Raw genomic sequence first — 13,882 nt, forward strand, 5'->3', positions numbered from 1 at the left:
ATGCGATATTCGTTTTTTACAGTCGAAGATTTTTGCAAAGATGCTGATTTCATCAAATGGGCAGTCTCTCCAACACCGGACTCCGACCGGTTCTGGAAAGAGTTTATGGCATCGCATCCGCATAAAACGGAGGAGCTTCAATTGGCGCTGGAATGCGTCCGTACCATTCAGTTTGCAGAAACCGAACCTGGCGAAGACAACCTTCTGGCACTGAAACAAAGGATATGGAAAGATATTGAAGCGCCCCGGCCTGCCGTTTACCGGCGGCTGAACTGGGCGTATCTTGCGGCAGCATCTGTCGTTTTTATCCTGGCGGCTGGCTTTTGGTGGTCGTTGCAAAATTCGGCGCTGACCTACCGGACTGCTTACGGCGAGGTTCGGGAAATAACACTCGCAGATGGTTCCAGCGTGATCCTGAATGCACGTTCTGAAATAGAAATCAATGAAGATATTGCCAATAAAAAGGTACGGGAAGTATGGCTCAGGGGCGAGGCGTATTTTAAAATCGCAAAAAGGAACGGGGCCAAATTCATCGTGCATACCCCGGACACGCAGGTGGAAGTTTTAGGGACGACATTCAATGTCAATACCCGCCGCAGGCAGACAAGCGTTGTGCTTGCAGAAGGAAAAGTGCAACTGGTATCGGGCAAGAGCCCGGCATGGGTAATGAAGCCCGGCGATATGGCTACTATTGGCAAAGACAACCGGATACGCTCCAAAAGGGTAGAACCCGGCCATTATGACTCCTGGAAGGAATCTTATCTGGTGATGGACGACAAACCGGTGTCGGAGATTGTGGAAGTGATGGAGGACAATTATGGCATCCGTCTGCAGTTCGAAGATTCTTCTTTGCTGCATAAAAGGTTATCGGGAAAGCTTGCCATAAAAAACCCAGAACAGTTTCTGGAGAACCTCTCCACGATTCTCGAGCGTGACTTAATAAAAACGGGAGACGGATATATATTCCGCTGATGTTTAAGTTGGTGTTTGTTTCGTGCTGCGATATGCTGCTTCTGCAAAATTTATCTGAAATAAATTGAAAAAAACCGGGAAAAAGACAACCAGCCCGCGTTTCACCCTCAAATACCTTGGATAAAACACCTACTCCCGGAGCAAATTATGAAAATACACCTTTCCTTTTTCGTCATTACTGCGCTGGCGTTGCTGACCGGCGACATTCAGACGGCTTCCGCACAGGATTTTCTGGCATCCAGCAGCGCCCGCGCCAGCCAGGCGGCAACCCGGCAGGAGGCAAACAGCCTGATCACTTTACTGGGCAAACTGGAACAGAAGTACAAAACCAATTTCGTTTACGAGAAATCATTGCTTGAAAACAAGACTGTAGCCGCCCCGGTTTCTGAGGAAGAAAATCTGGAACTGATCCTGAAAAAAGTATTGCCGGACATGAACCTGCGGTATAAAAAACTGAAAGGGGGAGGTTATGCCATACTGCCGCTCCGTTCCGGCACACCTTCGGAAAGTAGCAACACGACGATCAGGGACCCGGAGAGCAGCAATTCGGTCATATTGCATCCGGATGAACCCCTGCCGGGCGTCGGCAAAAATCAGCAGGGTAATCCGCAGTCTTTTGAAAAAGTATTAAAAGGCAGCGTCACAGATGTTGGAGGAACGCCCCTTCCGGGTGTGAGCATCGTGATCAAAGGTTCGCAACGGGGTACTACCACGGGTGCAGATGGCAAGTACAGCCTGACCATTCCTGATGAATACCTCGACAAGGAAAACACAAGGCTTATTTTCTCTTTTGTCGGGTACGTACCCATGGAAATTGATCCGGGCAGCAAAAATGTGGTGGACGTGGTACTTCAGGTCGATACGAAATCTCTCGAGGAACTGGTGGTGGTGGGTTATGGTACGATGAAAAAAAGCTCTGTTACAGCCGCAATATCCAAGGTTGAGAACAAGATACTGGACCAGATACCCGCCGGCAGGGCAGAAACCGCGCTGGTAGGGCGGCTGGCAGGAGTTAATATTTCCACCCCGCGCAGCACGCCGGGAGCCGCGCCTATTATCCGGATCCGGGGTGCAGGCTCTATCACGGCCAGCAACGATCCGCTGGTTGTCATTGACGGTTTTCCCGGAGGCGACCTCGTCAATGTCAACATGAACGATGTGGAATCCATTGAGGTACTGAAAGATGCATCCTCGGCCGCCATTTATGGTTCGCGGGGTTCGGGCGGGGTGATTATTGTGACTACCAAAAAGGGAAAGGAAGGAAAGGCGCAGCTTAATTTTAATGCATATGCAGGTGTAGGCAGGGCGATTGGCCACAAAGACTGGATCAGCGGGCAGGAGTATCATGATTACATCGCGCGTTACATCAACCGGGACTATGCCTGGCAGGGCGGTGACGTTTCGCTGCCACTTTGGGGGGATCCGCGCCGACCAGCCAATTTTCAGGTCAACCCGGTTATTGGAGAAGGGGACTACATATGGGAGGATATTTTACTGAACTCCACGCCGATCCAGAACTATAACCTGTCGGTGAGAGGCGGGAATGACAAGGTCAATTACTACATATCCGGTACCGTGAAAAACGAGCGCGGTACCTTGCTCAACACCTATTTTAAAACGTATTCACTTCGCGCGAATATCGATGCGAAGATTAACAAAGTGATCAATGCCGGCGTGTCGCTCAACCCGAATTTTAACCAGCGCCGCACGTCGCCGGTTTCCATGGAGGCAATCGTTAAAACCGCGCCATTTGTATCCCCCGAAAAGCGCCCAAACGGTACTTACCCGCGCCCGCTAGACTATTGGGGAACGCAGGTTTCGGGGCAGGTGAGCCCGCTGGCAACACTTGAAGGTACATCAAATACTTCCTCCGGGCTTAATAATGTGGGAGAGATATACCTTTCCCTGAACCTGCTGGACGGGCTGACGCTGCGCTCTTCTGCGGGCGGCAACATTACCTACAATACCGCAGAAACCTACTCCGCACCCTATGCCAACTCCAACAACAACAGTACCGGCTCGGCGATGGATACCCGGAATTTCAACCTGATCAACGAAAATGTGCTCAGCTATTCCAAAACTTTAAACGATAAACACAGCTTCAATGCACTGCTGGGCGCATCGTACCAAAAAGCGACTTCCAGGATTGCCGCGATGGGTGTGCTGCCGGGAAGTTTCAGCAATGATATCATTCAGACACTCAACAACGCCATCATTTCGCCGACTGCGACTTACACCAGCAAATCACGCTGGGGACTGGCTTCCTATTTCAGCAGGGTCAATTATGCATTTAAAGATAAATATCTGCTTTCCGCATCATTCAGAACTGACGGAAGTTCGCGTTTCGGGCCTAAAAACAGGTGGGGATCTTTCCCTTCCGCTTCTGTGGCCTGGCGGGTTTCCGAAGAGAATTTCATGAAAGCGCTGCCGGTTGTCAGCGACCTTAAACTCCGTGCGAGCTTCGGGGTTGTCGGCAATTTCAATATCGGCGACTTTCGCTACCTGGGAGCGATCAGTGACGCTTACTATTCACCGGGAGGAGTACTTACAAAAGGTCAGGCGCAGACTTCCTTTGGCAACGACAAGCTGAAATGGGAAAGGACGGCAAGCCAGAACTTTGGCATTGACCTGGGGCTTTTCGCGGACCGGCTGAACATTGGTGTGGATTATTATATCAAAAAAACCAACGATCTGCTGTACGATGTATCGATACCCGCCATCTCCGGTTTTACCAATTCCATGGTCAATATAGGCGACATCAAAAACAGCGGCATCGAGCTGGAAATCCGCACCAAGAATTTTACGCGCGGCTTCAAATGGGAAACCTCATTCAACCTCGCGCGTAACAGAAATGAAGTGGTTAGTCTCGGTGGCGTAAATGAGGTGATTTACACGCACACCCGTGGAATGGGCTGGCTGCTGCGGGTAGGGGAGCCCATGTTTTCTTACTATGGGTATAAAATGATCGGTGTATTGCAGGACGACGAAGATGTGAAAAATTCTGCGGTGATCGTCGGCTCGAAGCCCGGGAATACCAAGATCGAGGACGTGAACAAAGACGGCAAGATCGATCCCGCCGACCGCCAGATCCTGGGCAACTACCAGCCGAAGCTGTTTATGGGTATGGTGAATGATTTCAGGTGGAAAAACTTTGATATGAGCATCATCATGCAGGCTTCACTGGGTGCAAAAATGTATAACCTGGAAAACCTTTACTACCAGGGAGCGACGGTGAGCGCGATGCGGAAATCGCTGATTGAAGACCAATGGTGGTCGGCACAGGAGCCGGGTGACGGCATGTCGCCGGCGACAGCGCTGAGCCAGCTGGCCTATGTTTCCAATACGGATTTTTACCTGGAAGATGCTTCCTTCTTAGCGATCAGGAATATCAACCTCGGATATACACTTCCTTCCACCGTTGCCCAGAAACTGCGCATGACCACGTGCAGAATTTATGTGTCTGTCAGCAACCCCAGGATGTTTACGAAGAAAGGCTTCCATGGATACAATCCCGAGGGCTTTACCAATGGGGAGATCAACGGTATCAACAGTACGCCGGGTTTCAACAACGGTGCCGAGCCTATCAACCGGATTTATGCACTTGGTTTGAATATCAATTTTTAATTGCTAAAAAACATCGTGATGAAAAGTTACAAATATTTAAGCCTGCTGTTTCTGGCCTTTACATTCTCTGCATGTGACGACAGCGTGCTGAACCTGACGCCGGAATCTACCCTGACGGAAGTCAACTTTTACCAGAAAGCACAGGATATCAACGGTGCGGTACTGGGGATATACAACCGTTATCAAACCCGCAAGCAAAGAGACTGGGCGGTTCTGGAAATGCCTACCGACAACATTCACCGGACGGGTTATTTCAATATCGGGGGCCTCGATGAATTGAATACCCTGGCGTTTTCATCCGAAAACCAGCTGTTTGCAGGCTTTTGGGTGGAAACTTACAACGGGATTTACCGGGCCAATGCGGTACTTGCAAACATAGATCGCCCCATTGATTACACGGCTGGACAAAAAGAGCAGCTCACTGGTGAGGCTCGTTTCATGCGCGCATTGTTCTATTTCGACCTGGTGAGAACGTTCGGGGGCGTACCCAGGATCACCACCATGCTTTCTGTGGAAGAAAGTAAATCCACCGGCAGGGCGAGCGAGGAAGAAATTTACAGCCTGGTTATTGAAGACCTGAAAGCGGCCATCGACCTTTTGCCCTTAAAAGATAAAATTGCCAGCGGCCGGGCCAGTAAGGCCGCGGCGGTTGGACTGCTTGGAAAAGTATATGTGTACCGGAAAGACTGGAACAATGCAAAAACCTACCTGGATATGATGACAGGCTACGGTTTCGCGCTTCAAACCGACTATGCTTCGCTTTGGAAAGAAGAAACCGAAGACAACAAAGAGATCGTATTCGCGATGCGGTACATTGGCGGCACCAATGGAAATACCATTTCCACGGATTTTCTGCCATACTTCGGCGTGACGGGCATATCTGCCAGCGGCGGTGAAAATGTATTTCCTTCATGGAGCCTGATGAAACTGTTCCTGCCGCAGGATTCACGTAAAAAAGCAACCGTTACCGAGTACTGGAAATCGCCCAAAAGCCCGACGGAAGCGCCTGAAAACTGGTACCCGTACGTCAGTAAATTCGCCGTGCCGCATACGCCCAATTCTTCGGGGCTTGATATCCCGGTGATGCGGTATGCAGATGTATTATTGCTGAGAGCAGAAGTGTTATATGCATTGAACCAGCCGGCAGAGGCGCTTGCGGAGTTGAATAAGGTACGCGCGCGGGCATTCAAAGGAAATACCTTCAATTACACGACGGCAGACATTGCCACGCCGGCGGCTTTTACTGACAAGTTGTTGCTGGAACGTCAGCTGGAATTTGTGATGGAAAATGAACGCTGGTTTGACCTCGTGCGTACCAATCGTTTCATGACGGTGCTCACTAATGTGGAATGGGGCTACAATCCGGTCACCAAGGAACCGCAGAAGGTCACCCTGGCGCCCAAAGCCAATTATAAATATTTCCCGATCCCAAACAATCAGATCGAGCTGGCCAATGCAGGTGTGCTTGTTCAGAACGACGGATACTAACCTATTTCGGAACCCGGTGAAATCCTGAGCGCCTTCACCGGGCCTTCATTCTTAAACCCCAATTTAAATATGGCTGGAATGATCAGTCGACGTAAGTTCATGGCTGGCACTGTGGCCTCCACGGTGGGTATTGCCACTACCACCCACCTGGCCGGTCGTGCCTACTCCGGAACCGGGGAAAGCCCGCCTGCCATGCCAAAAAGAGTGCCGCTGATGGAGGAGGTCATGCGGTATAAAAAAATAGATGCGCACGCACACGTGGGCCACGGGCATGGTACCCCGAAAGAAGTCGTGGATTTTGCAGACCGTCTTGGGATTCACAAGCTCATGGTATCCAGGCCGATGGCGCCGGGAAGCGAAGGTTTACCTTCTGAATTCAAAGCTTGTAATGAAATCATTTACAGCGCGATGAAAGAATTTCCCGACCGGCTGAAAGGTATGCTGACGTTGAACCCGACCCACAAACAGGAAAGTCTGGATGAAATAAAGCGATGCATTGACCGGGGCTTTGTCGGCATGAAGCTTTACAACCACGTCAAAATAAACGACCCGCTCTTTTATCCCATTATCGAAAAATTCATCGATCTGAAAATGATCATTCTCATGCACTCGCCCATCGGGAAGGCGAGGGTGAAATTCAATGCGCGCGAACCCAAGAATATTTCCATACCCGAAGATTTTGTGGACGCAGCGAAGCGGTTCCCGGAAGCGATGTTCCAGTTTGCGCACATCGGCGGCGGTATCGACTGGGAAGATGCCTGCAAAGCACTCAAAGATTCGCCTAATGTATATGTGGATGTTTCGGGAAGTAATAATGAGGGTAATATGATCGATTTTGCGTTGCGCTATATCGGCGAGGACAGACTGCTTTTTGGATGTGACAATGGATTTTATCAGGGCGTAGGCGGCATGATCGCCGCAAACCTGACGGAAGTCCAGCGTAAGAAGATCTTTTTTGAAAATTATAACAACATCTTAAAAAAGTCGGGTCACCATGTTGATTGATAGCAATGCATATGTAGGTCACTGGCCGTTTCGACAGCTCAAAGACAATACCTGCAAAGGACTTCTGGAACGGATGAAAACCTATGACATCGATGTGTCTGTGGTCAGCAATCTCAATGGTGTTTTTTACAAAAATACCCAGCACGCCAACGAGGAACTGTACGATGAAATCAAATCCAGCAAGCAGTTTGGTGACCGTTTTGTCCCTTTCGCCGTCATCAACCCGATCTATAATGGCTGGAAAGATGATCTGGAAATTTGCAGCACGAAGCTGGGCATGAAGGGTATACGGCTGCATCCTGTTTACCATGGATATGATTTGGACAACCCGTTTTGTATCGAACTGGTAAAAATGGCACGGGACAAGGGAATGGTGGTGGCACTTTCACTGCGAATGGTCGATGCGCGCCCCAGCTCGTGGCTGGACGTGGAAAAAGAATGGTCGCTCAAAGACATTTTACCAATACTAAAAGCTGTGCCGGATGCTAAATACCTGATCCTGAATGTAGCCAACAGTACTGCACTCAATGCAGAGGAGCAGGCTGTTTTTAAAAACATGGATTTCGTGATGGACACTTCCGGGCGGAATATGGCGGATCTGGGGAACCTGCTGGTCCGGTTCGGGAAGGAAAAATTTGCTTTCGGTACCCATTCGCCGATACTGGACTATCGTACCGGATTATTGCGCGTCGAGTCATTGCGGGATAACGAAGCGGATGCGAAAACGAAAGAGCTTTTAAGGTCTGAAAATATCAAACGCTTACTGAAAATATGACTGTAATATTCAGATGTTTTCTGCTGGTATTTGTGACGCTGGCCGCCGCGGATATTTCCCTGGCAAAGAAAAAACCTCACGTCGTTTTTCTGATCAGCGAGGATTCTCTTAATTACGAAGCTCACAAAACAATCCCTGTTTTTGCAGAAAAACTGCGGGCTGCCGACCAGTATGAAGTAACGGTTCTTCTCGGGGAAGGTACCAATAATGCATTTCGTTTTCCGGGAATGGAAATTCTGAAAAAGGCGGACCTAGTGGTTTTGTTTTCAAGAAGAATTGCGTTGCCGCATGCGCAAATGCAGCTTTTCAAAGATTATCTCAAAAACGGCGGGCCACTCGTAGCGATCCGTACCGGCAACCATGCATTTACCACGCGGGGAGAAGTTGGGAAGGATTTTTCGGCCTGGCCGGAGTTTGTGGCGGATATCCTGGGTTGCGGAAATTATGGGTACGGACCGGTGGAGCTGGGTACAGATGTATCCATCGCCCCGGGAGCCACTAACCACCCGATCCTGAAAAACTTCAAGCCAGGCGGTTATCACAGCATCGGCAATTTGTACCGGGTAACTCCATTGGTCGACAAAAAAGCAGTGGTGCTTTTAAATGGAAAAGCAGGTGAAGAAACCCAGCCGGTAGCCTGGACAAGAATGGCAGGTAAAAGCCGGGTTTTCTACACCACATTGGGTTACCCCGCAGATTTCTCGGAAGGTCAGTTCAATACGCTGCTGGTCAATGCGATTGCGTGGGCAATTGCCGGTCGGTAGGAGGGAGTAAGTCCGACAAACAATTCATCATTTGAGACATTAGTAAAATGAAAAAAATAAAAGCATTAACGAGGCGGGAATTTGTGAAGCAAAGCTCAGTTGCCGGTATCACCGCCGTTCTGGCCTCGAACATCACAATGGCGGCTGGGATTAATAGTGTGCAGAGACCAGCCATACTCGGCGGAAAGCCAGCCTGGGATCCTGTCAAATGGCCGAAATGGCCGGTCTGGAATCCTGAAACAGACGAGAAACAATTATTGGAAGTAGTCCGGAGCGGCGTGTGGTCGCGGGCGGGTGTGGTGACCCAGTTTGAAAAAGAATGGGCTGCGGCTGTCGGGGCAAAGCGGTGTTTGTCGGTGGTAAATGGTACCAATGCGTTGGTAGTGGCGCTCAACCAGCTGAATGTCAAGGGCGGGGATGAAGTGATCGTCCCACCATATACTTTCATTTCGACGGTTTCATCGATATTGTCAAATGGCGCCATGCCTGTTTTTGTGGACGTGGACCCGGCGACTTTTCAAATGGATCCCTCCAAAATTGAAGCGAAGATCACGCCGCGTACCAAAGCGATTATGGTCGTGCACATCCTGGGCCTGCCCTCGGATATGGATGCGATCATGGCGATTGCAAAAAAGCACAAGCTACTCGTAGTTGAAGATGCCTGTCAGGCGCATTTGGCGGAGGTTAACAAGCAAAAAGTAGGTACGATCGGGGACGCGGGCTGTTTCAGTTTTCAAAATTCCAAAAACCTCCCCATTGGCGAAGGCGGGGCGATTGTGAGTAACAACGATGCATTTATGGACCGTTGCTTTTCGTACTCCAACCTGGGTACACCTTACGGAACCGCAGTCGGCGTAGTCGGAACGGGCAGTATCATGCAGAATACCAAAGTCCGGTTTACCGAATACCAGGCGGCGATCGGCATTGCCCAGCTCAAACGCCTGGATGCAGAAACCACGACACGAAATGTAAATGCAGAGTTTCTCAAATCGCAGATCAAAGACATTCCGGGTATTTTACCTTATCAAATGTACAAGAACGTCACACGCGCCGCATTTCACCTGTTTGCATTCCGGTACGAAAAATCTGCTTTCAAAGACTTACCGAGAGCCGCGTTCCTGAAAGCAATGCGTGCGGAAGGCATTCCCTGTTCCAGCGGCTACATCCCGTTGAACACCCAGCCTTTTATAAAAGACACATTTGCATCGACGAATTTTAAGAAAATGTATCCGAAAGAAATGCTGGATATCAACAGTTTTAATGAAAAAAACAAATGCCCGCTGAACGATAAGCTGTGTGCGGAGGAAGCGGTATGGTTCACTCAGAACATGCTTTTAGGTACAAAAGAAGATATGGCATCGATCGCAGGGGCGATTGAAAAAGTGCATAGGAATGCAGCGCAAATTAAAAAACTCGACAATTGATGAATTTGAAATACATTAAAGCTGCATCACTTCTGATGCTGACCGCAGCGGCCCTGCCGGGCATATCGCAACGCTACACGAATGCACTTTCACCGGAGCAGGAAATGGCGACTTTTCAGCTTGATGGGGCTTTCGGGATCGAGCCGTTTGTAGTGGAACCGGAAGTACTCTCGCCGATCGACATGGTTTTTGACGGCCGGGGAAATATATATGTGGTGGAAATGGGGGATTATCCCTACGATGCAAAACCAGGAAATTTCAAGGGACGTATCCGGCTTTTGAAAGACACCAACGGCGATGGCAAGGTCGATCAATCATATGTTTTTGCAGAAGCATTGCCCAGCGCGACTTCTGTTTTACCATGGAAAGGCGGCATTATCGTGACCGCCGCGCCGGACATTTTGTATTTGAAAGACGACAACGGCGATTTCAAAGCAGATACCAGAGAAGTTCTTTTCACGGGTTTTTTCGCCAGAAATTCCGAGGCCCAGATCACCAGTCTTCGTTTCGGACCTGATAACTGGGTTTATGCCAACAATAACGGCCAAGCCGGGACCATCACTTCCAAAAAGCATCCGGAAAAACCGGCTGTGAATGTCGCCGGAGGGAATTTCAGGTTCCGCCCGGATCTGGGACTTTTTGAAGCGGAGTCGGGGACGGGGCAGTTTGGTCAGGCGCTGGATGATGCCGGGCACCGGTTTTACACGCAGAATACACTACACATTCAGCAGTCGCCCATTGCCTGGCGTTATGCGCACCGCCACGATTTTATGCCCAGCTACCGCACCGACGTCAACATTTCGGACCATGAGCTCGAAATGTTCCAGCAATCGGCGACCCCATACTGGCGGCAGGAGCGGAGCGACCGTCGACAGGCCAAGTACGATTCGATGAAAACGGGTTATAAAGAATACGCGCGCGACCATTTCACGGGTGCGTCGGGGGCTACTTTTTATGGCGGAGACGGGTTTCCAAAGGAATTTTACGGTAATATTTTCACGGGTGAAGTAGCGGGTAACCTGGTTCACAGGGACGTGATCAAGTCGGTCCCGAGGCAGGCTGCATTCGTCGCAACCCGGGCCGATGGCGAAAAGGATAAGGAATTTCTGGCGTCCACAGATGGTTGGTTCAGGCCGGCAAACTTCACTTCCGGGCCTGACGGATATTTATACATAGTGGATATGTACCGCCAGCACATCGAAACGCCGGTGTCGATCCCGGAGGATCTGAAAAAAGACATGGATTTCGCAAATGGCGAACAGTACGGGCGCATCTGGCGCATTTTCCCGAAAGGCGGTGAGAAACGCAGTGTTGCGATTCCTTATCTGGAAGGCAAAAAGCCGGAAGAACTGGTGGCATTATTAAGTCATCCCAACCAATGGTGGCGGCTGAATGCGCAGCGGCTTTTGCTCGAAAAGCAGGATAAAAGTGTCGTGCCCGCATTGCAAAAAATCGTCTCCGAGAGCCCTGACGCAAATGCCCGGTTGCATGCATTTTACGCATTGGACGGTATGAATGCGCTGGATGCGAAACTGGTAAAAGCTGCATTGAGCGACAAGAGCCCTGGTTTGCGCGAACACGCGCTGGTACTGGCTGAAAAATCCCCGGACTATCTGCCCGAGGTAATACGCCTGACCTCGGATGCAAACCCGCAGGTTGCTTACCAGGCTTGTTTGAGCCTGGGACAATTTAACGGTAAAGAAGCGATGGCTGCATTGGCGCAGGTTGCGGAAAAGAATATGGAAGAGCCGATGTTCCGGCTCGCGGTACTGAGCTCACTGCCAGGCTCATCGCCTGAGCTCACAGAAATGCTTGGCAGCCGTAACGTTTTCAAAAGTCCGACTCCGGGCAAACTGAAATATTTGGAAGATCTCGGGTACATCGCCGGAGCGCGGAATGGGAAAAATGAAATGGCAAAGCTGCTTGCTGCGCTGGAAAATGCGGATAAGGATTTTCAGGCTGCGGCTTTGAACGGACTGGCAAAAGGGATCAAGAGGTCGCCGAATAAATCAGCCCCTGACAAAAGTGTGAGCAAAACCTTGCAGAAATGGAGCAGCGATGCCCCGGACCATGTAAAGAAAGCGGCGGAATCGGTGCGGAAGGCATTGGATATTTAATCGAATAAAATTAAAAACGGGCGGTCGGGCGAGTATTACCCGGCCTGAAATTTGAACAGTATGGTTGAGAAAAAAAGTCGCAGGGTTTTTCTGCAAAAATGCTGCTCGCTGGGCATGACCGGCGCGGGTATGGTGCTGCTGGCGAGTTGCGGAAGCAGTAAAAATGCAACAACAAAAACACCTGCCAAAACCACAGCCGCCAAGGCTCCCAAGGAAAATCCGTGCGACGACCTGACCGGCGTGGATCCGGTGGATGTTGAAAAGAGGAAAGCATTGGGTTACGTCAACCTGGCCCCGTCGCCCGACAAGCAATGTGATGCCTGTAAATTATGGGTACCCGTGGCCGAAGGAAAAGAATGCGGCGGCTGCCTGCTTTTTGCCGGGCCCGTGTCGCCCGAAGGAAATTGCACCTACTGGGCGCCGCAGGTCTAGGAGGCCTGTCTGCGTTGGCATAGCTTTTGGGCATTGTACTGAAATAACGCTATGCCCATTATGCATTCAACTATCGAATCAATAGCCCCGATTTTCCAAACTGCCATTCCGGAATTTTGGGGCGAACACAAGCAGGATTCGTCATTCATGGAGAGCCTGCAATTCGTGATTCGGGCGTGTCCTGCCCTGCAATTTGGTGACTGCCACTGGCGGACAATTTCTGAAAATGGGACGGACTTTATGTTGCCTGAGGATGCCGAAAATCTTCCTGCCCACGTCATAGCCTGGTCGCGTATTCTCGACGGGAAAGAACTGCTATGTGCAGTAAATCTTCACAGGCAACAACAATGCGTCGTATATGTGACCATTGATTATGACTTGCAGGTATCGAATTCCAAACTGAACCGGCTTTTCGGACCGGACAATACTCCCACAGAATTGAATGTCGAAGATAGAAACGGGAAATGCGTTCGGCTGACGATACCACCGGATTCATTGGTAATCTACGGTTAGCTGATCCGAAAGGCCAGTGATCAAGATGAGTTTTGGCCTGATAACTATACAAAAGGTTATCACTAACCTAATGTATACTACTATACTTTGAATAGTAATGATCTTTAAGTTTGTACTGTCAAACACGATCATTCATATTTAAAATTTAGTCTGATGTCAAAAGTTACCTGGAATATCGACCCACTGCATTCCGAAGTACAGTTTAAAGTAAAACATCTCGTCATTTCAACCGTAACCGGTTCTTTCAAGTCTTTTAGTGGTCATGCCGTCACCGACGGCGATGACTTTACAAATGCAGAAATTGAGCTGACGATCGATGTAGACAGCGTGGATACCGGCCAGCCCGGACGCGACGAGCATTTGAAGAACGGGGATTTTTTTGAAACAGAAACATATCCTCAGTTTACTTTCAAATCCACCTCATTTACCAAGATCAAAGGAGATCTGTATAAACTTACCGGCAACCTCACTATCAAAGGAATCACGAAGGAAGTGGAACTGGAAGCCGAATACGGCGGAACTGAAAGAGATCCCTGGGGCAATACCAAGGTAGGATTTGAGGTAACCGGCACGATCGACCGGAAGGATTTCAATGTGACTTTCAACGCACTGACTGAAACCGGGGGACTGGCTTTGGGTGAAAACATCAAGATCCTCGCCAATGTGCAGCTTGCAAAACAGGAGGTTGCAGTGCAGGAGCTTGAAAAGCAGGTATAGTGAATTACAGAAATTGTCCACCCGTCGTTGCGTTTGCAGCGCGACGTGGTG

The 13,882-nt window shown here is 49.8% G+C and carries 11 protein-coding genes; all 11 read left to right on the forward strand.

The annotated features are described in order from the left end of the window. Positions 1-972, forward strand: a complete 972-nt coding sequence (locus tag FXO21_RS19015) for a FecR family protein (protein ID WP_149641570.1) — start codon at positions 1-3, stop codon at positions 970-972. A gap of 147 nt (positions 973-1,119) precedes the next feature. Next, complete coding sequence (locus FXO21_RS19020; RefSeq protein WP_149641571.1) at positions 1,120-4,596, forward strand: SusC/RagA family TonB-linked outer membrane protein; 3,477 nt, start codon at positions 1,120-1,122, stop codon at positions 4,594-4,596. Positions 4,597-4,614: 18 nt separating this feature from the next. Then, positions 4,615-6,084 (forward strand): RagB/SusD family nutrient uptake outer membrane protein, encoded by a 1,470-nt coding sequence (locus FXO21_RS19025; RefSeq protein WP_149641572.1) that lies wholly within the window; start codon positions 4,615-4,617, stop codon positions 6,082-6,084. 78 nt (positions 6,085-6,162) lie between these two features. Continuing rightward, positions 6,163-7,089 (forward strand): amidohydrolase family protein, encoded by a 927-nt coding sequence (locus tag FXO21_RS19030; protein ID WP_225865755.1) that lies wholly within the window; start codon positions 6,163-6,165, stop codon positions 7,087-7,089. Beyond that, entirely contained in the window at positions 7,079-7,864 is a 786-nt protein-coding gene (locus FXO21_RS19035; protein ID WP_149641573.1) for an amidohydrolase family protein, read from the forward strand. The genes FXO21_RS19030 and FXO21_RS19035 overlap by 11 nt, the downstream gene beginning before the upstream one ends. Continuing rightward, positions 7,861-8,628, forward strand: coding sequence for a ThuA domain-containing protein (locus tag FXO21_RS19040; RefSeq protein ID WP_149641574.1), 768 nt, complete (start codon positions 7,861-7,863; stop codon positions 8,626-8,628). The genes FXO21_RS19035 and FXO21_RS19040 overlap by 4 nt, the downstream gene beginning before the upstream one ends. Positions 8,629-8,675: 47 nt before the next feature. Further along, positions 8,676-10,052, forward strand: a complete 1,377-nt coding sequence (locus FXO21_RS19045; RefSeq protein WP_149641575.1) for a DegT/DnrJ/EryC1/StrS family aminotransferase — start codon at positions 8,676-8,678, stop codon at positions 10,050-10,052. Continuing rightward, positions 10,052-12,169 (forward strand): PVC-type heme-binding CxxCH protein, encoded by a 2,118-nt coding sequence (locus FXO21_RS19050; RefSeq protein ID WP_225865756.1) that lies wholly within the window; start codon positions 10,052-10,054, stop codon positions 12,167-12,169. The genes FXO21_RS19045 and FXO21_RS19050 overlap by 1 nt, the downstream gene beginning before the upstream one ends. A 60-nt stretch (positions 12,170-12,229) precedes the next feature. Continuing rightward, the gene (locus FXO21_RS19055) at positions 12,230-12,601 is read left to right on the forward strand and encodes a hypothetical protein (RefSeq protein ID WP_149641576.1); all 372 of its coding nucleotides are present in this window, start codon (positions 12,230-12,232) and stop codon (positions 12,599-12,601) included. A gap of 60 nt (positions 12,602-12,661) precedes the next feature. Continuing rightward, positions 12,662-13,114, forward strand: a complete 453-nt coding sequence (locus FXO21_RS19060) for an alpha amylase C-terminal domain-containing protein (protein WP_149641577.1) — start codon at positions 12,662-12,664, stop codon at positions 13,112-13,114. 153 nt (positions 13,115-13,267) lie between these two features. Then, the gene (locus FXO21_RS19065) at positions 13,268-13,831 is read left to right on the forward strand and encodes a YceI family protein (protein ID WP_149641578.1); all 564 of its coding nucleotides are present in this window, start codon (positions 13,268-13,270) and stop codon (positions 13,829-13,831) included. The last annotated feature ends 51 nt before the right edge of the window (positions 13,832-13,882 follow it).

It is taken from the genome of Dyadobacter sp. UC 10 (genome assembly GCF_008369915.1).
Lineage (GTDB): Bacteria > Bacteroidota > Bacteroidia > Cytophagales > Spirosomataceae > Dyadobacter.

Bases quoted from the DNA above. Each gene is read 5' to 3' on its own strand.
- FXO21_RS19030 (WP_225865755.1), top strand. From the start codon at position 6,163: ATGATCAGTCGACGTAAGTTCATGGCTGGCACTGTGGCCTCCACGGTG.
- FXO21_RS19060 (WP_149641577.1), top strand. From the start codon at position 12,662: ATGCATTCAACTATCGAATCAATAGCCCCGATTTTCCAAACTGCCATT.
- FXO21_RS19065 (WP_149641578.1), top strand. From the start codon at position 13,268: ATGTCAAAAGTTACCTGGAATATCGACCCACTGCATTCCGAAGTACAG.
- FXO21_RS19035 (WP_149641573.1), top strand. From the start codon at position 7,079: ATGTTGATTGATAGCAATGCATATGTAGGTCACTGGCCGTTTCGACAG.
- FXO21_RS19055 (WP_149641576.1), top strand. From the start codon at position 12,230: ATGGTTGAGAAAAAAAGTCGCAGGGTTTTTCTGCAAAAATGCTGCTCG.
- FXO21_RS19050 (WP_225865756.1), top strand. From the start codon at position 10,052: ATGAATTTGAAATACATTAAAGCTGCATCACTTCTGATGCTGACCGCA.
- FXO21_RS19040 (WP_149641574.1), top strand. From the start codon at position 7,861: ATGACTGTAATATTCAGATGTTTTCTGCTGGTATTTGTGACGCTGGCC.
- FXO21_RS19015 (WP_149641570.1), top strand. From the start codon at position 1: ATGCGATATTCGTTTTTTACAGTCGAAGATTTTTGCAAAGATGCTGAT.
- FXO21_RS19045 (WP_149641575.1), top strand. From the start codon at position 8,676: ATGAAAAAAATAAAAGCATTAACGAGGCGGGAATTTGTGAAGCAAAGC.
- FXO21_RS19025 (WP_149641572.1), top strand. From the start codon at position 4,615: ATGAAAAGTTACAAATATTTAAGCCTGCTGTTTCTGGCCTTTACATTC.
- FXO21_RS19020 (WP_149641571.1), top strand. From the start codon at position 1,120: ATGAAAATACACCTTTCCTTTTTCGTCATTACTGCGCTGGCGTTGCTG.